General features: G+C 69.7%; 35 protein-coding genes. 31 read left to right on the top strand and 4 right to left on the bottom strand.

Annotated elements, in window-relative coordinates:
* Positions 1 to 9: 9 nt before the first annotated feature.
* Positions 10 to 741, top strand: a complete 732-nt coding sequence (locus tag EKG83_RS44130) for a choice-of-anchor P family protein (RefSeq protein WP_153278803.1) — start codon at positions 10 to 12, stop codon at positions 739 to 741.
* 200 nt (positions 742 to 941) lie between these two features.
* On the opposite strand, the gene EKG83_RS44125 is transcribed toward EKG83_RS44130, so the two are convergent.
* The 4 genes from EKG83_RS44125 to EKG83_RS44110 form a co-directional block, all read right to left on the bottom strand.
* Positions 942 to 1,370: a hypothetical protein gene (locus tag EKG83_RS44125; protein ID WP_033428568.1), complete on the bottom strand. Its 429-nt coding sequence runs from the start codon at positions 1,368 to 1,370 to the stop codon at positions 942 to 944.
* A 20-nt stretch (positions 1,371 to 1,390) separates the two neighbouring features.
* Complete coding sequence (locus EKG83_RS44120; RefSeq protein WP_033428569.1) at positions 1,391 to 1,831, bottom strand: hypothetical protein; 441 nt, start codon at positions 1,829 to 1,831, stop codon at positions 1,391 to 1,393.
* A 105-nt stretch (positions 1,832 to 1,936) separates the two neighbouring features.
* Complete coding sequence (locus tag EKG83_RS44115; protein ID WP_084716049.1) at positions 1,937 to 2,221, bottom strand: TFIIB-type zinc ribbon-containing protein; 285 nt, start codon at positions 2,219 to 2,221, stop codon at positions 1,937 to 1,939.
* Positions 2,222 to 2,260: 39 nt separating this feature from the next.
* Positions 2,261 to 3,130 carry a phosphotransferase gene (locus EKG83_RS44110; RefSeq protein ID WP_033428571.1) on the bottom strand — a complete coding sequence of 290 codons (870 nt, stop codon included), beginning with the start codon at positions 3,128 to 3,130 and terminating at the stop codon, positions 2,261 to 2,263.
* A gap of 437 nt (positions 3,131 to 3,567) precedes the next feature.
* On the opposite strand from EKG83_RS44110, the gene rpsL reads away from it, so the two are divergent.
* From rpsL to EKG83_RS48835, 30 genes are all read left to right on the top strand, one after another.
* Positions 3,568 to 3,942 carry a 30S ribosomal protein S12 gene (gene rpsL / locus EKG83_RS44105; RefSeq protein ID WP_030473471.1) on the top strand — a complete coding sequence of 125 codons (375 nt, stop codon included), beginning with the start codon at positions 3,568 to 3,570 and terminating at the stop codon, positions 3,940 to 3,942.
* The gene (gene rpsG, locus EKG83_RS44100) at positions 3,942 to 4,412 is read left to right on the top strand and encodes a 30S ribosomal protein S7 (protein WP_033428572.1); all 471 of its coding nucleotides are present in this window, start codon (positions 3,942 to 3,944) and stop codon (positions 4,410 to 4,412) included. The genes rpsL and rpsG overlap by 1 nt, the downstream gene beginning before the upstream one ends.
* 96 nt (positions 4,413 to 4,508) lie before the next feature.
* Entirely contained in the window at positions 4,509 to 6,611 is a 2,103-nt protein-coding gene (gene fusA / locus EKG83_RS44095) for an elongation factor G (RefSeq protein WP_033428573.1), read from the top strand.
* Between the two features lie 143 nt (positions 6,612 to 6,754).
* On the top strand, positions 6,755 to 7,948 hold the full coding sequence (tuf, locus tag EKG83_RS44090) for an elongation factor Tu (protein WP_033428574.1): 1,194 nt from the start codon (positions 6,755 to 6,757) through the stop codon (positions 7,946 to 7,948).
* Between the two features lie 329 nt (positions 7,949 to 8,277).
* Complete coding sequence (rpsJ, locus tag EKG83_RS44085; RefSeq protein WP_003938093.1) at positions 8,278 to 8,583, top strand: 30S ribosomal protein S10; 306 nt, start codon at positions 8,278 to 8,280, stop codon at positions 8,581 to 8,583.
* A gap of 52 nt (positions 8,584 to 8,635) precedes the next feature.
* The gene (gene rplC / locus EKG83_RS44080) at positions 8,636 to 9,286 is read left to right on the top strand and encodes a 50S ribosomal protein L3 (RefSeq protein ID WP_033428575.1); all 651 of its coding nucleotides are present in this window, start codon (positions 8,636 to 8,638) and stop codon (positions 9,284 to 9,286) included.
* Between the two features lie 2 nt (positions 9,287 to 9,288).
* Positions 9,289 to 9,975, top strand: coding sequence for a 50S ribosomal protein L4 (gene rplD / locus EKG83_RS44075; protein WP_033428576.1), 687 nt, complete (start codon positions 9,289 to 9,291; stop codon positions 9,973 to 9,975).
* On the top strand, positions 9,972 to 10,271 hold the full coding sequence (gene rplW / locus EKG83_RS44070; protein WP_033428577.1) for a 50S ribosomal protein L23: 300 nt from the start codon (positions 9,972 to 9,974) through the stop codon (positions 10,269 to 10,271). Before rplD ends, rplW begins: the two co-directional genes overlap by 4 nt.
* 22 nt (positions 10,272 to 10,293) lie before the next feature.
* Positions 10,294 to 11,127, top strand: a complete 834-nt coding sequence (gene rplB / locus EKG83_RS44065; RefSeq protein ID WP_033428578.1) for a 50S ribosomal protein L2 — start codon at positions 10,294 to 10,296, stop codon at positions 11,125 to 11,127.
* 18 nt (positions 11,128 to 11,145) lie between these two features.
* Positions 11,146 to 11,427: a 30S ribosomal protein S19 gene (rpsS, locus tag EKG83_RS44060; RefSeq protein ID WP_015105260.1), complete on the top strand. Its 282-nt coding sequence runs from the start codon at positions 11,146 to 11,148 to the stop codon at positions 11,425 to 11,427.
* A 37-nt stretch (positions 11,428 to 11,464) separates the two neighbouring features.
* Positions 11,465 to 11,863, top strand: coding sequence for a 50S ribosomal protein L22 (rplV, locus tag EKG83_RS44055; protein WP_037330377.1), 399 nt, complete (start codon positions 11,465 to 11,467; stop codon positions 11,861 to 11,863).
* Entirely contained in the window at positions 11,863 to 12,705 is an 843-nt protein-coding gene (gene rpsC / locus EKG83_RS44050) for a 30S ribosomal protein S3 (protein WP_033428579.1), read from the top strand. The genes rplV and rpsC overlap by 1 nt, the downstream gene beginning before the upstream one ends.
* Positions 12,706 to 12,708: 3 nt before the next feature.
* Entirely contained in the window at positions 12,709 to 13,128 is a 420-nt protein-coding gene (gene rplP / locus EKG83_RS44045) for a 50S ribosomal protein L16 (protein ID WP_033428580.1), read from the top strand.
* Entirely contained in the window at positions 13,128 to 13,376 is a 249-nt protein-coding gene (rpmC, locus tag EKG83_RS44040) for a 50S ribosomal protein L29 (RefSeq protein ID WP_033428581.1), read from the top strand. The genes rplP and rpmC overlap by 1 nt, the downstream gene beginning before the upstream one ends.
* Positions 13,373 to 13,657: a 30S ribosomal protein S17 gene (gene rpsQ, locus EKG83_RS44035; protein ID WP_033428582.1), complete on the top strand. Its 285-nt coding sequence runs from the start codon at positions 13,373 to 13,375 to the stop codon at positions 13,655 to 13,657. Before rpmC ends, rpsQ begins: the two co-directional genes overlap by 4 nt.
* 64 nt (positions 13,658 to 13,721) lie before the next feature.
* Positions 13,722 to 14,090 carry a 50S ribosomal protein L14 gene (rplN, locus tag EKG83_RS44030; protein WP_015805282.1) on the top strand — a complete coding sequence of 123 codons (369 nt, stop codon included), beginning with the start codon at positions 13,722 to 13,724 and terminating at the stop codon, positions 14,088 to 14,090.
* A 2-nt stretch (positions 14,091 to 14,092) separates the two neighbouring features.
* Positions 14,093 to 14,407, top strand: a complete 315-nt coding sequence (gene rplX, locus EKG83_RS44025) for a 50S ribosomal protein L24 (RefSeq protein ID WP_033428583.1) — start codon at positions 14,093 to 14,095, stop codon at positions 14,405 to 14,407.
* A 1-nt stretch (position 14,408) separates the two neighbouring features.
* Complete coding sequence (gene rplE / locus EKG83_RS44020) at positions 14,409 to 14,972, top strand: 50S ribosomal protein L5 (RefSeq protein ID WP_033428584.1); 564 nt, start codon at positions 14,409 to 14,411, stop codon at positions 14,970 to 14,972.
* Complete coding sequence (locus EKG83_RS44015) at positions 14,972 to 15,157, top strand: type Z 30S ribosomal protein S14 (protein WP_033428585.1); 186 nt, start codon at positions 14,972 to 14,974, stop codon at positions 15,155 to 15,157. The genes rplE and EKG83_RS44015 overlap by 1 nt, the downstream gene beginning before the upstream one ends.
* 124 nt (positions 15,158 to 15,281) lie before the next feature.
* Complete coding sequence (rpsH, locus tag EKG83_RS44010; protein WP_033428586.1) at positions 15,282 to 15,680, top strand: 30S ribosomal protein S8; 399 nt, start codon at positions 15,282 to 15,284, stop codon at positions 15,678 to 15,680.
* Positions 15,681 to 15,696: 16 nt separating this feature from the next.
* Positions 15,697 to 16,236 (top strand): 50S ribosomal protein L6, encoded by a 540-nt coding sequence (gene rplF / locus EKG83_RS44005; protein WP_033428587.1) that lies wholly within the window; start codon positions 15,697 to 15,699, stop codon positions 16,234 to 16,236.
* A 1-nt stretch (position 16,237) separates the two neighbouring features.
* A complete protein-coding gene (gene rplR, locus EKG83_RS44000; RefSeq protein ID WP_037330378.1) occupies positions 16,238 to 16,636 on the top strand; it encodes a 50S ribosomal protein L18 in 399 nt (132 codons plus the stop codon).
* 34 nt (positions 16,637 to 16,670) lie between these two features.
* Positions 16,671 to 17,279, top strand: coding sequence for a 30S ribosomal protein S5 (rpsE, locus tag EKG83_RS43995; RefSeq protein ID WP_037330379.1), 609 nt, complete (start codon positions 16,671 to 16,673; stop codon positions 17,277 to 17,279).
* Between the two features lies 1 nt (position 17,280).
* A complete protein-coding gene (rpmD, locus tag EKG83_RS43990; RefSeq protein WP_033428588.1) occupies positions 17,281 to 17,466 on the top strand; it encodes a 50S ribosomal protein L30 in 186 nt (61 codons plus the stop codon).
* Positions 17,463 to 17,906: a 50S ribosomal protein L15 gene (gene rplO, locus EKG83_RS43985; protein ID WP_037330380.1), complete on the top strand. Its 444-nt coding sequence runs from the start codon at positions 17,463 to 17,465 to the stop codon at positions 17,904 to 17,906. The genes rpmD and rplO overlap by 4 nt, the downstream gene beginning before the upstream one ends.
* 741 nt (positions 17,907 to 18,647) lie before the next feature.
* Positions 18,648 to 19,253: a LysE family translocator gene (locus EKG83_RS43980; RefSeq protein ID WP_153278802.1), complete on the top strand. Its 606-nt coding sequence runs from the start codon at positions 18,648 to 18,650 to the stop codon at positions 19,251 to 19,253.
* 353 nt (positions 19,254 to 19,606) lie between these two features.
* Complete coding sequence (gene secY / locus EKG83_RS43975) at positions 19,607 to 20,917, top strand: preprotein translocase subunit SecY (protein ID WP_033428794.1); 1,311 nt, start codon at positions 19,607 to 19,609, stop codon at positions 20,915 to 20,917.
* Positions 20,917 to 21,468, top strand: a complete 552-nt coding sequence (locus tag EKG83_RS43970) for an adenylate kinase (protein ID WP_033428590.1) — start codon at positions 20,917 to 20,919, stop codon at positions 21,466 to 21,468. The genes secY and EKG83_RS43970 overlap by 1 nt, the downstream gene beginning before the upstream one ends.
* Positions 21,469 to 21,515: 47 nt before the next feature.
* On the top strand, positions 21,516 to 22,289 hold the full coding sequence (map, locus tag EKG83_RS43965; protein WP_033428795.1) for a type I methionyl aminopeptidase: 774 nt from the start codon (positions 21,516 to 21,518) through the stop codon (positions 22,287 to 22,289).
* Positions 22,290 to 22,463: 174 nt separating this feature from the next.
* Positions 22,464 to 23,150 carry a DUF1707 domain-containing protein gene (locus tag EKG83_RS48835; RefSeq protein WP_051764674.1) on the top strand — a complete coding sequence of 229 codons (687 nt, stop codon included), beginning with the start codon at positions 22,464 to 22,466 and terminating at the stop codon, positions 23,148 to 23,150.
* Positions 23,151 to 23,270 lie beyond the last annotated feature (120 nt).

Genomic DNA, 23,270 nt, shown 5'->3' with positions numbered 1-23,270 from the left:
GGGAAGACCGTGTCCTGTCGGAAGACCGCCGCGGCGGTGTTGTGCGCGTTCCTCGTCGGCGTCCCCGCGGCGCCGGTCGCCTCGGCGGCGGCGAAGGCCCCGGGCGGGTCGGCCACCGCGCTGTCCGCGTCCGGGGTCCTCACCGTCGGGCCGCTGGCCTCGCTGGGCGGTGCCGAGGGGTTCCGGCAGACCTCGGTGGCCCGGGTCTCGCTGCCCGAGGGGCCCGTGCCCGTGCTGACCGCCGGTGCCCTCAACGCCGAGGTCGACGCGGGGCGGGCGAGGGCGGGCGTGGCCGACCTCAGCGCCCGGCTCGGCGTCGTGCGGCTGCCCGTGGACCTGTCCGCGCGGGTGATCAGCGCGTCGTGCGAGAACGGGGAGGGCGGCGTCACGCTCGCGGGCGCGAAGCTCGGCGACACCTCCCTGGAGCTGAACCCCGGTGCCAACACCGGGGTGCGGGTGCCCGGGGTGGCGTCCGTGACGCTGAACGAGCAGCGGCGCGGCGCCGACGGGTCGCTCACCGTGGTCGCGGTGGCGATCGAGGTGCCGGGGCTCCAGCGGATCGAGATCGCGTCCGCCACGTGCGCGAAGGCCGCGGCCGTGACCGAGCCCGTGCCGAGCGCGCCGCAGGAGCCGCCGGCCGCCCGGCCGACGAGCACGACGACCCCGCCCGCCGCGGCGCCCGCGCCCGGCAAGGCGCCGCGGCCGGTGCCCGTCGACGGGCACCTCGCGGTCACCGGCTGACGGGGGTGGCCCGGTCCGGGGTGCTGCTGGTGCCCCGGACCGGGTGCCCGGGTCGCTGCGCGTTCGCCGCGAACGTCGAACTCGGGGGGTCTGAACGTTCGACACGAGGGTGCTGGAGGTTCGACTCGCGGGTGCTGAAGGCATGACACGCCCGGCCTGAGTGGAGGACACGCGGTGTCCGAGTGGAGGACACGCGGGGGTCAGGGGAGGCGGCGGCGGGATTTGGCCAGGGAGCGGGCGCGGGCGACCAGGTCGTCGACCAGGTCGCTGTCGGCCAGCGGGGGAGTGGCGGGGAACGGGGAGGCGGCGCGGCAGCAGGGGGGTTTGGTGCGCCGCTCGTCCAGGCGCGGGCGGACGCCGGCCAGTTCGTAGAGGGCTTCGTAGAGGTCGCGGCCCGGGTCGTCGTCGTGCGGGCCGACCAGGAGGATCCACGCGGTGCGCGGGGAGGGGAAGGCGACGACCACGCGGTCGGTGCCGCGCAGGTGCTTGACGCACAGCCGGGGCAGGGGCTCCGGGCCCGTCACCCGGTAGCCGAGGGCCGCGCAGCCGCTGTGCGACAGCTCGTCCAGGAAGCGGTCGTAGGCGACGCGGGCGGCACCGCGCAGGCCGGCGGCCTGGTGGCCGGCCACCGGGGTTTCGACGACCTCGATCAGCGCACCACGCGCCCTTCACCGCGGCTCATCTGCCCGAGGCTGGTGGCCAGGTCGGCGCGCTCCAGCAGGGCCGCGTCGCTCAGCCTGCGGTGCACCTCGTCGAGCAGGCCGCGGGTCCGGCCCGCCCGGCGCAGCTCCGACACCACGTGCAGCACCTCGTGCAGCCGGGTGGGGTCCAGGAGCATCCGGGGCTCCTGGCTGTGGATGGCGAGCACGCCCTCGCGCGCCCACGCCTTCACCGTCTTCTCGGTCAGGGCGAGCAGTTCGCCCGCGACCACGGGGCGCACCGGGGGCGCGCCGCGCAGGGCCTTGGCCACCACGCCGTTGAGCTTGCGGCGCCGCTCGTCGTCCTCGGACAGGCTCGACGCGACCTCTTCGATCTCGGCGACCTGCTCGAACAGGTCCCGGATGCGGGCTGCCTCGGTGGCGACGGTCATCACGACCCTCCTCAGTCACTACCGATTATTGCCCGGTTTTTCGGTAGTGACAACCGCCGGGGGCGGCGGTTCCGGGACAACCGGGAACCGCCGCCCCCGCGCGGGTCAGGACGAGAAGAACAGGCCGCCGAGGCCGCGGTGCTTGCGGTGCCCGTAGTGGCCGCCGCCGTAGCCCCAGGCCGGCGGGGGCGGCTGCTGCACGTAGTGCACCTGCGGCGCGGGGGCCACCGGCGGAGGCGGGGGCGGGGGCGCCATCTGCTGCTCCAGGCGGGTGATGGCCTCCAACTCGCCGTAGTCGAGGAAGACCCCGCGGCAGCCGTCGCACTGCTCGATGTGCACGCCCATCCGGTCGAACGTGCGCATATTCCCGTGACACTTGGGGCACTGCATCGTGTGAGCCCTCCTGCTCCTTGCGCGATGTGCCCGATATTAGCCACGTCGCATGGGTGCGTGCGTGGACACGATCCGGGCACACGCGTCCAATAGAGCTTCCTGGGCGCCGTTCAGCCCGACGCCGTCGCGCTCCGCAGCGACGAGGGCACGCGCCGCCATCTGGACGACCAGCGCCCGCGCCGGCACCTCCAGCGCCGACCACGGGTCGTCCCGCGGCACGCCCGTCCCGCCGGCCTCGTGGTAGGCCCCGAGCAGCCGGCCCCACGCCACCGGGTCGAGCACGCCCGCCAGGTGCAGCGCGGCCGGGCGCGCCAGGTCCCAGGCCGGGTCGCCCGCGCCCAGGTCGTCCACGTCGATCAGCCGGTACCCGCCGTCGCGCCGGACGAGCTGGCCCAGGTGCCAGTCGCCGTGGATCAGCACCGACCCGGCGGGCACCTCCGGCAGCGTCGCGAACGCCCGCCGCACCAGCGCGGCCGCCGGCGTGCCGAGGGTCAGGTCCCGCACCGCCCGCCGCATCCGGGGCCACGCGCCGGCCGCCGGCACGGGCGGCGCGAAGTCGGCGGCGGTGAACCGGTGCAGCTCCGCCAGCATCCGCCCGGCGGCCTCCATCGGCAGGTCCTCCGGCTCGCCCTGCGGCACCGGGGAGCCCAGCGGCCACGCCGTCACCACCCGGCCCAGCACCACCGCGGGCGCGGACCGGGGTGCCAGCAGCAGGCCGGCCAGGCGCGGGTCGGCCGCCAGCCGGAGGCGCCCGGTCAGCGCGGGGAGGTCCGTGCCGCGCTCGTGCGCCTTGAGCACCACGTCGCCGACGCGGACCACCACGACGTCCCCGCGCACCGCCAGCACCTCGGGTGCCGCGGCCGGGTCCACCAGCGCCGCCATGCCCGCGACGAGATCGGAGTTCACCCGTTCCAGTGTGCCCGGTCCACCCGGTGCGCCTGGTCGATCACGGCAACCCCGCTGACCTGCGGCGGGTGCGCCGCGTCACCGCCCGGTCGGGAACCCGCGGGCGGGGGGTGGCGTTGAACGGGTCGTGGGTGTCAAGGGGAACCGGCATCCGTTTTGACCCTTGGGAACCGAGCGGGGTATCTTTGTTACTCGTGCCCGACCCATGTCGGGCCGCTCCGCGTGCCTACGCGCCAGTGGTGCTGGAAAGCCGGCCGCGGTGACCTCCACGCGTAGGGGCATCCTGGGATGTCGCCTGCGGACCTGAGGAGTCGCGTGACGTGCCCCGGCCCCGGCCGAAGGCGGCGACACGCCCGACCTCGGGTGCAGAGAGGGACCAAGTAAACAGAGCTCGCCGTCCACGCGACGAGCACGCGAACGGAAGAAGCAGCCGGCGTATGCCAACGATCCAGCAGCTGGTCCGGAAGGGCCGGCAGGACAAGGTCGCCAAGCAGAAGACCGCGGCGCTCAAGGGCAGCCCGCAGCGGCGCGGTGTGTGCACCCGCGTCTACACCACCACGCCCAAGAAGCCGAACTCGGCGCTGCGCAAGGTCGCTCGCGTGAAGCTGACGAGCGGCATCGAGGTCACGGCCTACATCCCGGGCGAGGGGCACAACCTCCAGGAGCACTCGATGGTGCTCGTCCGCGGTGGCCGCGTTAAGGACCTCCCCGGCGTCCGTTACAAGATCATCCGCGGGTCCCTGGACACGCAGGGCGTGAAGAACCGCAAGCAGGCTCGCAGCCGCTACGGCGCGAAGAAGGAGAAGAGCTGATGCCCCGCAAGGGACCGGCCCCGAAGCGGCCGCTGATCTCCGACCCGGTCTACAGCTCTCCGCTGGTGACCCAGCTCATCAACAAGGTGCTGGTCGACGGCAAGCGCTCCGTGGCCGAGCGGATCGTGTACGGCGCCCTCGAAGGTGCCCGCGACAAGACCGGCACCGACCCCGTCGTGACGCTCAAGCGCGCCCTGGACAACGTCAAGCCCGCGCTGGAGGTCAAGTCCCGCCGCGTCGGTGGCGCCACCTACCAGGTGCCCGTCGAGGTCAAGCCGGGCCGCGCGACCACGCTGGCGCTGCGCTGGCTGATCAGCTTCTCCCGGCAGCGCCGCGAGAAGACCATGGTCGAGCGCCTGATGAACGAGCTGCTCGACGCGAGCAACGGCCTGGGCGCGAGCGTCAAGCGCCGCGAGGACACCCACAAGATGGCCGAGTCCAACAAGGCCTTCGCCCACTACCGCTGGTGACGTGCCGCCAGGCGGGGGGACCCCGAGGAACCCCGCCTGGCGCCTCCCGGCCCTAGTGAGCCTGCCACCAGCGAGCTCAAGACAGGGGAAACACCCGTGGCACAGGATGTGCTCACCGACCTGGCCAAGGTCCGCAACATCGGGATCATGGCCCACATCGACGCGGGCAAGACCACGACGACCGAGCGGATCCTCTTCTACACGGGGATCAGCTACAAGATCGGCGAGGTCCACGACGGCGCCGCGGTGATGGACTGGATGGAGCAGGAGCAGGAGCGCGGCATCACCATCACGTCCGCCGCGACGACCTGCTTCTGGAAGAACCACCAGATCAACCTGATCGACACGCCGGGCCACGTCGACTTCACCGTCGAGGTGGAGCGCAACCTCCGCGTCCTCGACGGCGCCGTTGCCGTGTTCGACGGCAAGGAGGGCGTCGAGCCCCAGTCCGAGCAGGTCTGGCGCCAGGCGACCAAGTACGACGTCCCGCGCATCTGCTTCGTCAACAAGATGGACAAGCTCGGCGCGGACTTCTACTTCACCATCCGCACCATCTCCGAGCGCCTGGGCGCCAAGCCGCTGCCGCTGCAGATCCCGATCGGCGCGGAGAGCGACTTCATCGGCGTCGTCGACCTGATCGAGATGCGCGCGCTGACCTGGCGCGGCGAGGTCCAGAAGGGCGAGGACTACGCGGTCGAGGAGATCCCGGCCGACCTGCTCGACCGGGCCAACGAGTACCGCGAGCAGCTCATCGAGGCCGTCGCCGAGACCGACGACGCCCTGATGGAGTCCTACCTCGGTGGCGAGGAGCTGACCGTCGAGCAGATCAAGGCGGGCATCCGCAAGATCGTCAACGACGGCTCCGCCTACCCGGTGCTGTGCGGCTCGGCGTTCAAGAACAAGGGCGTGCAGCCCATGCTCGACGCCGTGATCGACTACCTGCCGTCGCCGCTGGACCTCCCGCCGGTCGAGGGCACGCTGCAGGACGGCGAGACGCCGGCCACCCGCCGCGCGTCCTCGGACGAGCCGTTCTCGGCGCTGGCGTTCAAGATCGCCGTGCACCCGTTCTTCGGCAAGCTGACCTACATCCGGGTCTACTCCGGCAAGGTCTCCTCCGGCACCCAGGTCATCAACTCGACCAAGGACCGCAAGGAGCGCATCGGGAAGATCTTCCAGATGCACGCCAACAAGGAGAACCCGGTCGACGAGGCCATCGCGGGCCACATCTACGCGGTGATCGGTCTCAAGGACACCACCACCGGTGAGACGCTGAGCGACCCGCAGGCGCCCATCGTGCTGGAGTCCATGACCTTCCCCGAGCCGGTCATCCAGGTGGCGATCGAGCCCAAGACGAAGGCCGACCAGGAGAAGCTGGGCACCGCGATCCAGAAGCTGGCCGAGGAGGACCCGACCTTCCGGGTCAACCTGGACCAGGAGACGGGCCAGACCATCATCGCCGGCATGGGCGAGCTCCACCTGGACATCCTGGTGGACCGCATGCGCCGCGAGTTCAAGGTCGAGGCCAACATCGGCAAGCCGCAGGTGGCGTACCGGGAGACCATCCGCCGCAAGGTGGAGAAGTACTCCTACACCCACAAGAAGCAGACCGGTGGCTCCGGCCAGTTCGCGAAGGTCCTCATCGACCTGGAGCCGCTGGAGAAGCAGGAGGACGGCGCGCTCTACGAGTTCGTCAACGCCGTCACCGGTGGTCGCATCCCGCGCGAGTACATCCCGTCCGTGGACGCGGGTGCCCAGGACGCGATGCAGTACGGCGTCCTCGCCGGCTACCCGCTGGTCGGCATCAAGCTGACGCTCGTCGACGGCGCGTACCACGAGGTCGACTCCTCGGAAATGGCCTTCAAGATCGCCGGCTCGATGGCGCTCAAGGAGGCCGCCCGCCAGGCCAGCCCGGTCCTGCTGGAGCCGCTGATGGCCGTCGAGGTCACCACGCCCGAGGACTACATGGGCGACGTGATCGGCGACTTGAACTCCCGCCGCGGCCAGATCCAGGCCATGGAGGAGCGCAGCGGCACCCGCGTCGTCAAGGCGCTGGTCCCGCTGTCGGAGATGTTCGGGTACGTCGGCGACCTGCGGTCCAAGACCCAGGGTCGCGCGAACTACTCGATGACGTTCGACTCCTACGCAGAGGTTCCCGCGAACGTCTCGAAGGAGATCATCGCGAAGGCGACGGGCGAGTAACCCCAACCGGAGCACCGCAGCACCACGCGGGCTCTCCGGGGGTGCTAGTCCCTGGGGTCCGCACAACCCTGACGTGACGCCCGGCGGGTGGACACCACATCCACCCGCCGGGCACAGCAACAGAAGTCCAGGAGGACAATCCAGTGGCGAAGGCGAAGTTCGAGCGGACGAAGCCGCACGTCAACATCGGCACCATCGGTCACATCGACCACGGCAAGACGACGCTGACCGCGGCGATCTCCAAGGTCCTGCACGACAAGTACCCGGACCTCAACCCCTTCACGCCGTTCGACCAGATCGACAAGGCGCCGGAGGAGAAGCAGCGCGGCATCACCATCTCGATCGCGCACATCGAGTACCAGACCGACAAGCGCCACTACGCGCACGTCGACTGCCCGGGTCACGCCGACTACATCAAGAACATGATCACCGGTGCGGCGCAGATGGACGGCGCCATCCTGGTGGTCGCGGCGACCGACGGCCCGATGCCGCAGACCAAGGAGCACGTCCTGCTGGCCCGCCAGGTCGGTGTGCCCTACATCGTGGTGGCCCTGAACAAGGCCGACATGGTGGACGACGAGGAGATCCTGGAGCTCGTCGAGCTCGAGGTCCGCGAGCTGCTCTCCGAGTACGAGTTCCCGGGTGACGACCTGCCGGTGGTCCGCGTCTCCGCGCTGAAGGCGCTGGAGGGCGACGCCGAGTGGGGCGAGAAGCTCATCGGCCTGATGGACGCGGTCGACGAGAACATCCCGGAGCCGGAGCGCGAGGTCGACCGGCCGTTCCTGATGCCGGTCGAGGACGTGTTCACCATCACCGGCCGCGGCACCGTGGTCACCGGTCGCATCGAGCGCGGTGTGATCAACGTGAACGAGGAAGTCGAGATCGTCGGCATCAAGGAGCAGTCGCGCAAGACGACTGTGACCTCGATCGAGATGTTCAAGAAGTTCCTCGACCAGGGCCAGGCCGGCGACAACGCCGCCCTCCTGCTGCGCGGCATCAAGCGCGAGGAGGTGGAGCGCGGCATGGTGATCGTGAAGCCGGGCACCACCACCCCGCACACCGAGTTCGAGGCGCAGGTCTACATCCTGTCCAAGGACGAGGGCGGCCGCCACACGCCGTTCTTCAACAACTACCGCCCGCAGTTCTACTTCCGCACCACCGACGTGACCGGCGTCGTGACCCTCCCCGAGGGCACCGAGATGGTCATGCCGGGCGACACCACCTCCATGTCCGTGAAGCTGATCCAGCCGATCGCCATGGACGAGGGTCTGCGGTTCGCCATCCGCGAGGGTGGCCGGACCGTCGGCGCGGGCTCGGTCACCAAGATCATCAAGTGATCTAGCTCTACAACTCACCCCCGGATTTGGCTTGCGCACCCCGGTGTGCAACTATTGACGGGTTGCTCGTCGGGGCGGCCGGTTCGAGTTCTGGACTCGGCCGCCCCGTCACGAGCGGGGTTTGATCGGGCAAGACAAAATCCCACAGGTTGCATCAGTGGGACCGGTCCCTGGCCGGACGGGCGACACGCCCGACCGCGTGGACCGGGCACCGTGACACCGCTCGGTGTCAGTCCTGAATAGGGGGCGGAGCGCGCCGGAGGTCCCGCGACCTCGCGAAAGGTGCCCGCACCGCGGCGGTACTAGAAGCAGAGGAACGGCAAGCCATCATGGCGGGACAGAAGATCCGCATCCGGCTCAAGGCCTACGACCACGAGGCGATCGACGCGTCCGCGCGCAAGATCGTCGAGACCGTGACGCGCACCGGCGCTCGGGTCGTCGGGCCTGTGCCGCTGCCCACTGAGAAGAACGTTTACTGCGTCATCCGCTCGCCGCACAAGTACAAGGACTCGCGCGAGCACTTCGAGATGCGCACGCACAAGCGTCTGATCGACATCCTCGACCCGACGCCGAAGACGGTGGACGCGCTCATGCGCATCGACCTGCCGGCGAGCGTCGACGTCAACATCCAGTAAGCGTTGGACGCGGCAGTGTTGATCCCTTTTGGGGCGGAGAGCAAAGAGACTCATGTCTGACAGGCAGGTTAAGGGCCTCCTGGGCACCAAGCTCGGCATGACTCAGGTCTTCGACGAGAACAACCGGGTCGTCCCGGTGACCGTCGTCAAGGCCGAGCCGAACGTGGTCACCCAGGTTCGGACCCAGGAGAACGACGGCTACTCGGCCGTGCAGCTGGCCTTCGGCGCGATCGACCCGCGCAAGGTGAACAAGCCCGTCGCGGGCCACTACGCCAAGGCCGGTGTGACGCCTCGCCGCCAGCTGGCGGAGCTGCGCACCACGGACGCGTCCGAGTACACGGTCGGCCAGGAGATCACCGCAGAGGTGTTCGAGGCCGGCGCGGTGGTCGACGTGGTCGGCACCAGCAAGGGCAAGGGCACCGCGGGTGTCATGAAGCGCCACGGCTTCCGCGGCCTCGGCGCCAGCCACGGCACCCAGCGCAAGCACCGCTCGCCCGGTTCCATCGGCGGGTGCGCCACGCCCGGCCGCGTGTTCAAGGGCCTGCGCATGGCGGGCCGCATGGGCAACGTGCGCGTGACCACGCAGAACCTCAAGGTGCACAAGGTCGACGCCGAGTCCGGCCTGCTGCTCATCAAGGGCGCGGTCCCCGGTCCCAAGGGCGGCACCGTGTTCATCAAGACCGCTGCGAAGGGTGGTGCCTGATCATGACTTCCGTTGAGATCCGCACCCCGGACGGCAAGGCCGACGGCTCCGTCGAGCTGCCCTCCGCGATCTTCGACGCGCAGGCGAACGTGGCCCTGCTGCACCAGGTCGTCGTGGCCCAGCTGGCCGCGGCCCGCCAGGGCACGCACGCCACCAAGACCCGCGGCGACGTCTCCGGTGGCGGCAAGAAGCCGTACCGGCAGAAGGGCACCGGCCGCGCCCGCCAGGGCTCGACCCGCGCGCCGCAGTTCGCCGGCGGTGGCACCGTCCACGGCCCGCAGCCGCGCGACTACAGCCAGCGGACCCCGAAGAAGATGAAGGCCGCCGCCCTGCGCGGTGCCCTCTCCGACCGGGCCCGCGCCGGCCAGGTGCACGTGGTCAGCGGCTTCGTCTCGGGCGACGCCCCGTCGACCAAGGGCGCCCGCAAGGTGCTGGAGTCGGTGACCCAGGCCCGCCGCGTGCTGGTCGTGCTGCTGCGCAGCGACGACGTCTCGTGGGTCAGCCTGCGGAACCTGCCGCACGTGCACATCATCGCCCCCGACCAGCTGAACACCTACGACGTGCTGGTCAACGACGACGTGGTGTTCACCAAGGACGCGCTCGACGTCTTCCTGGCGAGCAAGGCCCAGCAGGGCACCGGCTCCGCCGAGGCGACCGCGACCGCGGTGGACGAGGAGGCCGCGAAGTGATCCCCGACCACAGGGACATCCTGCTCGCGCCGGTCATCTCCGAGAAGTCCTACGGGCTCCTGGAGGACAACAAGTACACCTTCCTGGTGGCGCCCGGCGCGAACAAGACCCAGATCAAGATTGCCGTGGAGAAGGTCTTCGGCGTCAAGGTCGTCAGCGTCAACACGATCAACCGCCAGGGCAAGCGCAAGCGCACCCGGACGGGTTTCGGCAAGCGCAAGGACACCAAGCGCGCCATCGTGACGTTGTCCGCCGAGAGCAAGCCGATCGAGATCTTCGGCGGCCCGGCCGCCTGATGACGACGAGGACTGCGTAGAGATGGGCATTCGCAAGTACAAGCCGACGACCCCCGGTCGTCGCGGTGCGAGCGTCTCCGACTTCGCCGAGATCACTCGGTCGACGCCGGAGAAGTCGCTGATCGTCCCGCTGCACGGCCGCGGTGGCCGCAACGCGTCGGGCAAGATCACCACGCGCCACAAGGGCGGCGGCCACAAGCGGGCCTACCGCCTGATCGACTTCCGCCGCACCGACAAGGACGGCGTGCCGGCCAAGGTCGCGCACATCGAGTACGACCCGAACCGCACCGCGCGCATCGCGCTGCTGCACTACGTCGACGGCGAGAAGCGCTACATCATCGCCCCGTCGAAGCTCCAGCAGGGCGACGTCGTGGAGAACGGCCCCAAGGCCGACATCAAGCCGGGCAACAACCTGCCGCTGCGCAACATCCCCGTCGGCACCGTTGTCCACGCGATCGAGCTCCGCCCCGGCGGCGGCGCCAAGATCGCCCGCTCGGCCGGTGCCAGCGTGCAGCTCGTCGCCAAGGACGGCCCGTACGCCCAGCTGCGGATGCCCTCGGGCGAGATCCGCAACGTGGACGTCCGCTGCCGCGCCACGGTCGGCGAGGTCGGCAACGCCGAGCACCAGAACATCAACTGGGGCAAGGCCGGCCGCATGCGGTGGAAGGGCAAGAAGCCCACCGTCCGCGGTGTCGCCATGAACCCGGTCGACCACCCCCACGGTGGTGGTGAGGGCAAGACCTCCGGTGGTCGCCACCCGGTGAACCCCGCGGGCAAGCCCGAAGGCCGCACCCGCCGCCGCAAGGCAAGCGACAAGCTCATCGTCCGGCGTCGTCGCACCGGTAAGAAGCGCTGAGCAGGGAGGGAGTGAAGGATGCCGCGTAGCCTGAAGAAGGGCCCCTTCGTGGACGACCACCTGCTCAAGAAGGTGGACGTCCTCAACGAGTCGGGCAAGAAGACCGTGATCAAGACCTGGTCCCGCCGGTCGACGATCATCCCCGACATGCTGGGCCACACGATCGCGGTCCACGACGGCCGCAAGCACGTCCCGGTGTTCGTGACGGAGGCGATGGTCGGGCACAAGCTCGGCGAGTTCGCGCCGACCCGCACGTTCAAGGGCCACATCAAGGACGACCGGAAGTCGCGCCGCCGCTAAGGCGACGAACTAGGAAACAGAGCAAGGGGAAGCAGCGATGAACGCCCGCAACGAAGCCGAAGCGCCGGAGTACCCGCGCGCCGTGGCTCGGGCTCGCTACGTCCGCGACACGCCCATGAAGGTGCGCCGCGTCGTCGAGCTCATCAGGGGTCGTAGCGCCAGCGAGGCCCTGGCCGTGCTCCAGTTCGCGCCGCAGGCTGCATCTGAGCCGGTCCGCAAGGTGCTCGCGAGCGCCGTGGCCAACGCCGAGAACAACCTGTCCCTCGACCCCGACACCCTGTGGGTGTCCAAGGTCTACGTGGACGAGGGTCCGACCCTCAAGCGGTTCCGCCCGCGCGCCCAGGGCCGCGCCTACCGGATCCGCAAGCGGACGAGCCACATCACCGTCGAGGTGGAGAGCCGTCCCAAGAAGACCAGCGCGAAGGGGAACCGGTAGTGGGCCAGAAGATCAACCCGCACGGCTTCCGGCTGGGGATCACCACCGACTGGAAGTCCCGCTGGTACGCCGACAAGCAGTACGCCGAGTACGTGGCCGAGGACGTCAAGATCCGCAAGCTGCTCTCGCGCGGCATGGAGCGTGCCGGTATTTCCAAGGTGGAGATCGAGCGCACCCGTGACCGGGTCCGCGTCGACATCCACACCGCCCGGCCGGGCATCGTCATCGGCCGCCGCGGTGCCGAGGCCGACCGCATCCGCGGTGAGCTGGAGAAGCTCACCAAGAAGCAGGTGCAGCTCAACATCCTCGAGGTGAAGAGCCCCGAGTCCGACGCGCAGCTCGTCGCGCAGGGCGTGGCCGAGCAGCTGTCGAACCGCGTGGCCTTCCGCCGCGCGATGCGCAAGGCCATCCAGTCGGCCATGCGCTCGCCGCAGGTCAAGGGCATCCGGGTGCAGTGCGGCGGCCGCCTCGGCGGCGCCGAGATGTCCCGCTCGGAGCACTACCGCGACGGCCGCGTGCCGCTGCACACGCTGCGCGCCGACATCGACTACGGCTTCTTCGAGGCCCGCACCACGTTCGGCCGGATCGGCGTGAAGGTGTGGATCTACAAGGGCGACGTGGTCGGCGGCATCTCCGCCAAGCGCGAGCGCGACGCCGCGCCGTCGGCGGAGCGCGCGCCGCGCCGCGACCGCGGTGACCGCCCGAACCGGGCCCGTCGCTCGGGTGCCAGCGGCACCACGGCGACGAGCACCGAGGCGGGGCGCGCCGCGCAGGCCAGTGACCAGACGACCGGCGACGTGGCCGCGGCCAACGCCCCGGACGTCGCGAAGACGGAGGGCTGAGTAGTGCTCATCCCACGCAGGCTCAAGCACCGCAAGCAGCACCACCCCGGCCGGTCCGGTGCTGCCAAGGGCGGCACGAGGGTCACCTTCGGCGAGTACGGCATCCAGGCCCTGGAGCCCGCCTACGTGACCAACCGGCAGATCGAGTCGGCTCGTATCGCCATCACCCGGCACATCCGCCGCGGTGGCAAGGTCTGGATCAACATCTTCCCGGACCGCCCGCTGACCAAGAAGCCCGCCGAGACCCGCATGGGTTCCGGCAAGGGCTCCCCGGAGTGGTGGGTGGCCAACATCAAGCCGGGTCGGGTGCTCTTCGAGATGAGCTTCCCGAACGAGGCCGTGGCCCGCGAGGCGCTCCGCCGCGCGATCCACAAGCTCCCGATGAAGTGCCGCATCGTCACGCGTGAGGGTGGTGAGTTCTGATGGCAGCGGGTACCACCGCTTCCGAGCTGCGTGAGCTCACCGAGGAAGAGCTCGTGCTGCGCCTGAGGGAGGCGAAGGAGGAGCTGTTCAACCTCCGCTTCCAGATGGCCACCGGGCAGCTCGACAACAACCGCCGCCTGCGCACGGTCCGGCACGAGATCGCCCGGATCTACACCGTGATGCGGGAGCGGGAGCTGGGCCTCTCGGCCTCCCCCGACGCGGTTTCCACTGGTGAGGGTGCGGCATGAGCGAGAACAACGAAGTGACCGAGACCGAGGGCCGCAACTACCGCAAGGTCCGCGAGGGCTACGTCGTGTCCGACAAGATGGACAAGACGATCGTGGTGGCGGTCGAGGACCGCAAGAAGCACCGCCGCTACTCCAAGGTCATGCGCTCCACCACCAAGGTGAAGGCGCACGACGAGCAGAACAGCGCCGGCATCGGCGACCGCGTCCTGCTGATGGAGACCCGGCCGCTCTCGGCGACCAAGCGCTGGCGCCTGGTCGAGATCCTCGAGAAGGCCAAGTAAGCCAATCAGACCGAGCCCGTCAGGTCGGAAATCTGGCGGGCCAGGAATGGTCAGGAGAAGGTAAGTGATCCAGCAGGAGTCGCGGCTGCGCGTCGCCGACAACACCGGTGCGAAGGAGATCCTCTGCATCCGTGTTCTCGGCGGTTCCGGCCGCCGCTACGCGGGCATCGGGGACATCATCGTCGCCACGGTGAAGCAGGCCATCCCCGGCGCCGGCGTGAAGAAGGGTGACGTGGTCAAGGCCGTCGTCGTCCGCACCGTCAAGGAGAAGCGCCGTCCCGACGGCTCTTACATCCGGTTCGACGAGAACGCCGCGGTGCTGATCAAGAACGACAACGAGCCGCGCGGCACCCGCATCTTCGGCCCGGTCGGCCGCGAGCTGCGCGACAAGAAGTTCATGAAGATCATCTCGTTGGCGCCGGAGGTGCTCTAGCCATGAAGGTGAAGAAGGGCGACACCGTCGTGGTCATCGCCGGCAAGGACAAGGGTGCCCGGGGCAAGGTCATCCAGGCTTACCCGGCGCAGAACCGCGTCCTGGTCGAGGGCGTCAACCGGATCAAGAAGCACACCCGGATCACGCAGACCCAGCGCGGCGCGCAGTCGGGCGGCATCGTGACCCAGGAGGCCCCCATCCACGTGTCCAACGTGATGGTGGTCGACTCGGACGGCAAGCCGACCCGCGTTGGTTACCGGACGAACGACGAGGGCAAGCGGGTGCGCATTTCCCGTCGCAACGGGAAGGACGTCTGACATGACCACCGCAGAGAAGATCGTGCCGCGGCTGAAGACCCGCTACCGCGAGGAGATCGTGGCCGAGCTGCGCAAGCAGTTCGAGTACGCCAACGTCATGCAGATCCCCGGCGTGGTGAAGGTCGTCGTGAACATGGGCGTCGGCGACGCCGCCCGCGACGGCAAGCTGATCGAGGGCGCCGTGCGCGACCTGGCGATCATCACCGGCCAGCGCCCCGAGGTCCGCCGGGCCCGCAAGTCCATCGCGCAGTTCAAGCTGCGCGAGGGCATGCCCATCGGTGCCCGCGTGACCCTGCGCGGCGACCGCATGTGGGAGTTCCTGGACCGGCTGCTGACCATCGCGCTCCCGCGCATCAGGGACTTCCGCGGTCTCTCGGGCAAGCAGTTCGACGGCAACGGGAACTACACGTTCGGCCTCAACGAGCAGTCGATGTTCCACGAGATCGACCCCGACGCCATCGACCGCCCCCGCGGCATGGACATCACGGTCGTCACCACCGCCACCAACGACGAGGAAGGTCGGGCGCTGCTCAAGCTCCTGGGCTTCCCCTTCCGGGAGAACTGATGGCCAAGAAGGCGCTAGTCAACAAGGCCGCGGCCAAGCCGAAGTTCAAGGTGCGGGCCTACACCCGGTGCCAGCGCTGCGGGCGCCCGCACTCGGTGTTCCGCAAGTTCGGCCTGTGCCGGATCTGCCTCCGCGAGATGGCGCACCGGGGCGAGCTGCCCGGTGTGAGCAAGTCCAGCTGGTAGCCAGCCGGCACGGCGGCAGGTTTTTTCCACTCCACTTCGCTGTAGGCCCGCTCACGACCCGGCTCGCACGCGAGTCGCGGACCCTGACTGGGGAACCGCAGCGAGAAAGGTTGACCAGGTCACCATGACGATGACCGACCCCATCGCAGACATGCTGACGCGTCTGCGGAACGCGAACTCGGCTTACCACGACAAGGTCGTGATGCCGCACTCCAAGTTGAAGGCCAACATCGCCGAGATCCTCAAGCGCGAGGGTTACATCGCGAGCTACCGCGACGAGCAGGGCGACGTGGCCAAGAACCTGGTCATCGAGCTGAAGTACGGCCCGAACCGGGAGCGCAGCATCGCCGGCCTCCGCCGCGTGAGCAAGCCCGGTCTGCGCGTCTACGCGAAGTCGACGAACCTGCCGAAGGTCCTGGGCGGTCTTGGCGTCGCGATCATCTCGACCTCTGGCGGTCTCATGACCGACCGCCAGGCCAACAAGTCCGGCGTGGGCGGCGAAGTCCTCGCCTACGTCTGGTAGGAGAGGGGGACCAGGCATGTCGCGCATCGGAAAGCTGCCGATCACCGTCCCCTCCGGGGTCGACGTGAACATCGCGGGCCGGGAGGTCAGCGTGAAGGGGCCCAAGGGCACCCTGTCGCTGACCATCGCCGAGCCGATCATCATCGAGAAGGCCGAGGACGGCACCCTCGAGGTCAAGCGCCCGAACGACGAGCGCCGCAGCCGTTCGCTGCACGGCCTCTCGCGCACGCTGGTGCAGAACATGGTCATCGGCGTGACCCAGGGCTACGAGAAGAAGATGGAGATCCACGGGGTCGGTTACCGCGTGGCGCTCAAGGGCTCCGACCTGGAGTTCGCGCTGGGTTACAGCCACCCGGTGAAGGTGGAGGCCCCCGCGGGCATCACCTTCGCGGTGGAGACCCCGACCCGGTTCTCCGTGGCCGGCATCGACAAGCAGCTCGTGGGCGAGGTCGCCGCCAACATCCGCAAGCTGCGCAAGCCCGACCCGTACAAGGGCAAGGGCGTGCGCTACGCGGGCGAGAAGATCCGCCGCAAGGTCGGAAAGACGGGTAAGTGACATGAGCGAGACTGCAACGAAGCGCAAGCCGGTGGGCAAGGACATCTCGACCACTCGCCGCATCGCCAAGACCCGCCGTCACTTCCGCCTCCGCAAGAAGGTCAGCGGCACGGCGGAGCGCCCGCGCCTGGCCGTGCACCGGTCGTCGAAGCACATCAGCGTCCAGCTGATCGACGACCTGGCGGGCCACACCCTGGCCGCCGCCTCCTCGGTGGAGGCGGACGTCCGCGCGGTGGAGGGCGACAAGAAGGCCAAGGCCACCAAGGTGGGCGAGCTGCTCGCGGCCCGCGCCAAGGAGGCCGGCGTCACGAAGGTCGTGTTCGACCGCGGTGGCAACCGCTACCACGGCCGGATCGCCGCTCTGGCCGACGCCGCTCGCGAGGCGGGGCTGGAGTTCTGACAATGCACATCTTCGGAATTGAGAGGGACGCCTGATGCCAGGACGCACGCGTCGCGAAGGCGGCGGGGGCGAGCGCGGTGAGCGTCGCGACCGCCGTGACGGCGGCCGCGGCGGCGCGGCCCAGGAGAAGACCCCGCACCTGGAGCGCGTGGTTGCGATCAACCGCGTCTCCAAGGTCGTGAAGGGTGGTCGTCGGTTCAGCTTCACCGCCCTGGTCGTGGTCGGCGACGGCGACGGCATGGTCGGTGTCGGCTACGGCAAGGCCAAGGAAGTGCCGGCGGCGATCGCCAAGGGTGTGGAGGAGGCGAAGAAGAACTTCTTCCGCGTCCCCCGCATCGCGGGCACGATCCCTCACCCGGTGCAGGGCGAGAAGGCGGCCGGCGTCGTGCTGCTGCGCCCGGCCTCGGCCGGTACCGGTGTCATCGCCGGTGGCGCGGTCCGCGCGGTGCTGGAGTGCGCCGGTGTCCACGACGTGCTGAGCAAGTCGCTGGGCTCGGACAACGCCATCAACATCGTGCACGCCACCGTGGCGGCCCTGAAGGGCCTCCAGCGTCCGGAGGAGGTGGCCGCCCGCCGCGGTCTGCCCCTGGAGGACGTGGCGCCCGCCGGCATGCTCCGCGCTCGCGCGGGTGCGGGGGTGTGACGTGGCTCAGCTCAAGGTGACCCAGGTCAAGAGCAGCATCGGTACCAAGCACAACCACCGCGAGTCCCTCCGGACCCTGGGGTTGCGCAAGATCCGCCAGTCGGTGGTCCGTGAGGACACGCCGCAGGTGCGCGGCCTGATCCACGCCGTGCGCCACCTGGTGGTCGTCGAGGAGGTCCAGTCGTGACCATCAAGATCCACGACCTTCGTCCGGCCCCGGGCGCCAAGACCGCGAAGACCCGCGTGGGTCGCGGTGAGGGCTCCAAGGGCAAGACGGCCGGCCGAGGCACGAAGGGCACGGGCGCGCGGAAGAACGTCTCCCCGCGCTTCGAGGGCGGCCAGATGCCGCTGCACATGCGCCTGCCGAAGCTGAAGGGCTTCCGCAACCCGTTCCGCACCGAGTACCAGGTGGTGAACGTGGGCGACCTCGCCCGCCTCTTCCCCGAAGGTGGCCGGGTGGACGTGGACGCCCTGGTGAACGCCGGCCTGGTGCGCAAGAACCAGCCGGTCAAGGTCCTCGGCAACGGCGACCTGAACGGCGTCAAGCTCGACGTCGTGGCCAACAAGTTCTCCGGCAGCGCGGTCGAGAAGATCGCCGCCGCCGGCGGCACCACCGCCGAGCTCTGACACGGCGGTAGCACCACCGAACGGCCCCCGGAGCCCGCTCCGGGGGCCGTTTCGCGTTCGGGACGTGCCGGAGCGGAGGACTCGCGGTGCCGGACCGGAGGACACGCGGTGCCTGAGTGGAGGACACGCGGTGCCTGAGTGGAGGACACGCCGGTGCTGAACGTAGAACTCGGGGGCCCGGAACGTTCGACACGACGGGTCCGAACGTTCGACTCGCGCGCTCTGAGCGCATGACACGCCCGGCTTCAACGCATGACACGCCGGTGCCCAACGCATGACTCGCCCGGCCCCAACGCATGACTCGCCCGGACCCAACGCATGACTCGCGCGACCTCGATGCATGACTCGCCGGTGGGAGCGTGACCACGCGAGGAAGTGGCGTGTTCGTTCACTGGGGGGTTGCTCGTGGTCTCCCGTATGGCCTGGGCGCAGCCCTACCGCGCTTGTCAAGGGTCCCGCACGCTTTTCGCGGGGCCCTTGACAAGGGTGGTTGCCTCCGGCAGGCCATGCGGGAGGGCACGAGCCCGCTTTTCCCCCCGGCGGCCTGCCCAGCGGCGAGCGCCCGCCCGTGAACCCCGATGCGGCCAACCGGAAGCCCGTGAACCCCCCGAGAGCGTCAACCGAGAGATCCCGTGAACCCCCGAGAGCGTTAACTATTACCGGCCGGCCCGAAACGAGACCCGTTCGCGGAGGGCGTAAATCCGCTTCACCCCCCAACCGGCCCCAACTAGCGTCCCAGGCATGTGGCTAGCCGTCTTCTTCGGGGCCTCGGTCCTGGTGGCCCTGACCCCGGGGGCGAACAACCTCCTGGGCATGCACCACGCCGTCCACCACGGCCCGCTCAAAGCCGCCACGGCCCTCCTGGGCCGCCTGGCCGCCTTCGCCATCATGGTCGTCGCGGTAGTCGCCGGACTCGGCCCGGTCCTGGCCGCCAGCCACCTCGCCCTGACGATCATCAAGTGGGCGGGCGTCGCCTACCTCGCCTACCTGGCCCTCCGCGTCCTCACCGCCAGAACGACCGAAGCCACCACCAAAACCCCAGCTCACAGCGCCAACCCGCGCCGCAAGGAGTTCCTGGTGGCGATCTCCAACCCCAAGGCGATCCTGATCTTCACCGCCTTCGTCCCCCAGTTCGTGGACCCCGCCAGGGCCCCCGTCCCCCTCCAACTGGCCGTCCTGGGCGCCGTCTACCTGGCCGCCGAACTGCTGGCCGGCACCGCCTACGTGGCCGTGGGAGCGGGCATCCGCAAGGCCGGCCTGACCCGGCGGGCGAGGGCCCGCCTCGACAAGGCCACCGGCGCCGTCCTCCTCGGCATGGCCGGCGCCCTCGCCGTGTCCAAGCCGTGACCCAACCCCCACCGGCCCCCGGCCCACACCCGCCCAATACCCGACCAACCCCTCAAAACGCCCCGCGGAACCGGTTGCGCAACCCCGAGAACTTGATCCGTTCGGGGGCTTGCGAACGTGAGTAGTCGATCGGGTACCAAGTGTGCAGGACGACTGGCTACGGCGATCCGCCCGGCGGCTGTTAAAGTCGCGGGCTGAACCCGGATGTCCTCCGGGTCGGTCGCGGCTACCCGTCGCTTCCGCCACCGCCGGCGCGCGTGTGCCGGCGGCACGACCGCAAGACTGTGCCGGCAACACAGCCGGTACCGCAGGATGCCGACCCAGGCGGGCCGGCAACGCTGATGGAGGTTCGCGTGCTCGGCGCATTCCGCTCGGCTCTCGCGACGCCGGACCTACGCAAGAAGATCCTCTTCACCCTGGGGATCGTCGTGGTGTTCCGGTTGGGTGCGACCATGCCCGCGCCGGGCGTCTCCTTCAAGAACGTCAAACAGTGCATCGAAGAGGTCGACCAGCAGGGCGTCTACTCGCTGATCAACCTCTTCAGCGGCGGCGCGCTGCTCAACCTGTCGATCTTCGCGCTGGGCATCATGCCCTACATCACCGCGAGCATCATCATCCAGCTGCTCACCGTGGTCATCCCGCGGTTCGAGCAGCTCAAGAAGGAAGGGCAGGCGGGTCAGGGCAAGCTGACCCAGTACACCCGCTACCTGACCATCGCGCTCGCGGTCCTGCAGTCGACGGGCATCATCGCCCTGGCGGTGCGCGACCAGCTCTTCCAGAACTGCGCGGTCCCGGTCATCCCGGACGAGAGCATCTTCAACCTCGTCGTCCTGGTCACCGTGATGACCGCGGGCACCAGCGTCATCATGTGGCTCGGTGAGATCATCACCGAGAAGGGGATCGGCAACGGCATGTCGCTGCTGATCTTCTGCGGCATCGCGGCCCGCATCCCGATCGAGGGCAAGGTCATCTGGGACCGCGGCGGCCTGACCTTCTTCCTGGTCTGCGTGGCGGCCCTGGTGATCATCGCCAGCGTCATCTACGTCGAGCAGGCGCAGCGCCGCATCCCGGTCCAGTACGCCAAGCGCATGATCGGCCGCCGGATGTACGGCGGCACCTCGACCTACCTGCCGCTGAAGGTGAACCAGGCCGGCGTCATCCCGGTCATCTTCGCCTCGTCGCTGCTGTACCTCCCCGACCTCATCTCGCGCCTGCTGGCCTCCAACGACGGGTCCGCGCCGAGCTGGTGGGAGACCTTCGTGCAGACGCACCTGGTGAGCCAGTCGAGCCCGGTGCACATCTCGATCTACTTCCTGCTGATCGTCTTCTTCACCTACTTCTACGTCGGCATCACGTTCAACCCGGACGAGCGCGCCGACGAGATGAAGAAGTTCGGTGGGTTCATCCCGGGTATCCGACCGGGTCGACCCACCGCCGAGTACCTCCGCTTCGTCCTGGGGCGGATCACGCTGCCCGGCTCCCTCTACCTGGGCATCGTCGCCATCCTGCCGAACCTGTTCCTCGACCTCACCGGTCAGGGCCAGAACCAGAACTTCCCGTTCGGCGGCACGGCGGTGCTGATCATGGTCGGTGTCGGCCTCGACACCGTGAAGCAGATCGAGAGCCAGCTCATGCAGCGCAACTACGAAGGGTTCCTCCGCTAGTGCGACTCGTTCTCGTCGGCCCGCCCGGAGCGGGCAAGGGCACCCAGGCCCAGGTCCTCAGCAGCAAGCTCGGCGTGCCGCACATCTCCACCGGAGATCTCTTCCGCGCTCACATCAGCCAGCAGACCGACCTCGGCAAGGAGGTCCAGGAGTACCTGGACTCCGGCGAGCTCGTGCCGGACGAGGTGACCAACGAGATGGTCCGGGGCCGGCTCGCGCAGGCCGACGCCGAGGGCGGGTTCCTGCTCGACGGCTTCCCGCGCAACGTCGCCCAGGCCGAGGTGCTCACCGCGATGCTGTCCGCGGCGGGCCACTCGCTGGACGCCGTGCTGGAGTTCCGGGTCGACGAGGACGTCGTGGTCGAGCGGCTGCTCGCCCGCGGGCGCACCGACGACAAGGAAGACGTCATCCGGCACCGCCAGCAGGTGTACCGCACGGAGACCGCGCCGCTGCTCGACCACTACGCCGACATCGTCGTGTCCATCGACGCCGTCGGCGAGGTCGAGGAAGTCAGCGAGCGCGCGCTGCGCGCGCTGCGCGACGTGAAGTGAACGGTGTCGTCGATGCACTACGGCGCGTGGTCCCCGGCCGGCACCGCATGATCGAGATCAAGAGCCGCGACCAGCTCCAGGCCATGAGGGCCGCCGGGCTGGTCGTGGCGCGCACCCTGTCGCTGCTGGCCGCGCACACCAAGGCCGGGGTCAGCACGGCCGAGCTGGACGAGCTGGCCGAGCAGTCGATCCGCGACGCCGGGGCGATCCCGTCGTTCAAGGGCTACCACGGCTTCCCGGCCTCGATCTGCGCGTCGGTGAACGAGCAGGTCGTCCACGGCATCCCGAGCCGCACCCAGGTCCTGGCCGAGGGCGACCTGATCTCGATCGACTGCGGCGCCATCCTGGACGGCTGGCACGGCGACTCGGCCATCACCCTGCCGGTGGGCGCGGTGACCGAGGCGGAGCTGAAGCTGTCCGAGGCCACGCGCCGCTCGATGCTCGCGGGCATCGAGGCGGCCGTGCCGGGCAACAAGCTCAGCGACATCTCCTTCGCCATCGAGTCCGCCACCATCCAGGCGGGCGACGAGCACGGCGTGGAGTACGGCATCGTCGACGGCTACGGCGGCCACGGCATCGGCACCAGGATGCACATGGACCCGTTCCTGCCGAACTACGGCAAGCCCGGCAAGGGGCCGCGGCTGAAGGTCGGCATGGCGATCGCCATCGAGCCGATGCTGACGCTGGGCAGCGAGCGCACGGTCGAGCTGGACGACGGCTGGACCGTGGTCACCGCCGACGGCTCGCGCGCCGCCCACTGGGAGCACTCGGTGGCCATCACCGACGACGGTCCGTGGGTGCTCACTGCTCCGGAGGAGTGAACCGGCGGGGTCACGACCGCTCGTCGGGGCGACGCGCCGAGAACAGCTTCGTGAACCCGTCGTCCCGGGTGGAGGACGAGCCCTACTCCGGTTGGGTACCCGCGTAACCTGACCGCGTACCGGCAGGAACCCACCACAGGGCCGGTCTCGTCGTCCCGGAGGAAGTGCGCAGCCATGACCGAGCCCCACTTCAAGGCCGCGGACGACGACCGGTCGGTCGTGGCGGAGCGCCTGGCCAGGGCCCTCGCCGAGGGCAGGCTGACCCGGGCCGAGTACGACGCGCGGCACCGGGCCATCGGTGAGGCCCGCACCTACTCGGAGCTGCACCGGCTCACCGCGGACCTGCCCGACGACCCCACCCGGCCCGCCCCGGTGTGGCAGGACGCGTCGAGCATGGCCGCCAAGCCCACCCCGCCGGCTGACGACCAGCGCCCAACCTGGCAGGACGCCCACCAGGGGCCGACCCGGCAGGACGCGCCACCGCCGGGCACCGCGCGCCCGGAGCCCGTCCGGCAGGACGCCCCGCCGCGGGCCGCCGCCCGGCCCGAGCCGGTCTGGCAGGACGCGCCCCGGCCCGGCGCCGGCCACCAGCGCCCGTCCGCCCACATCGGCGCCGACCTCCCGCCGCTGCCGCCGAGGCGCGAACCGCCCCCGGTGCCGGCCAAGCGGAGCAAGACCACCGTCTTCCTGGTCGTCCTGACCGTGCTCTGGCTGTTCGCCAGCGCCATCAACCTGCTCATCTGGGCGATCGTCAACGGCACCTCCGAGACCTCGGTCTACCCCTGGTGGCTGTGGGTGGCGGGGCCCCTCGGCGTCGTGGTCGTCACCGCCCACCTCGTCCGATTTGGGCTCAAGCGTTAACACGCGTACTATGGACGGGTGGCGCACACGTCGCGCCGGTTCCGTCATGCCCCGGGTCCTCAGCCGGTGGGTGACAGGGGTTCGCAAGGGCCTTGTCCGGAGTCGGGGTGCCGCGTGCCC

Origin of the sequence: Saccharothrix syringae, from assembly GCF_009498035.1 — a bacterium.
Taxonomy (GTDB): Bacteria; Actinomycetota; Actinomycetes; order Mycobacteriales; family Pseudonocardiaceae; genus Actinosynnema; species Actinosynnema syringae.
This window is presented reverse-complemented; position numbering and strand designations above follow the sequence as displayed.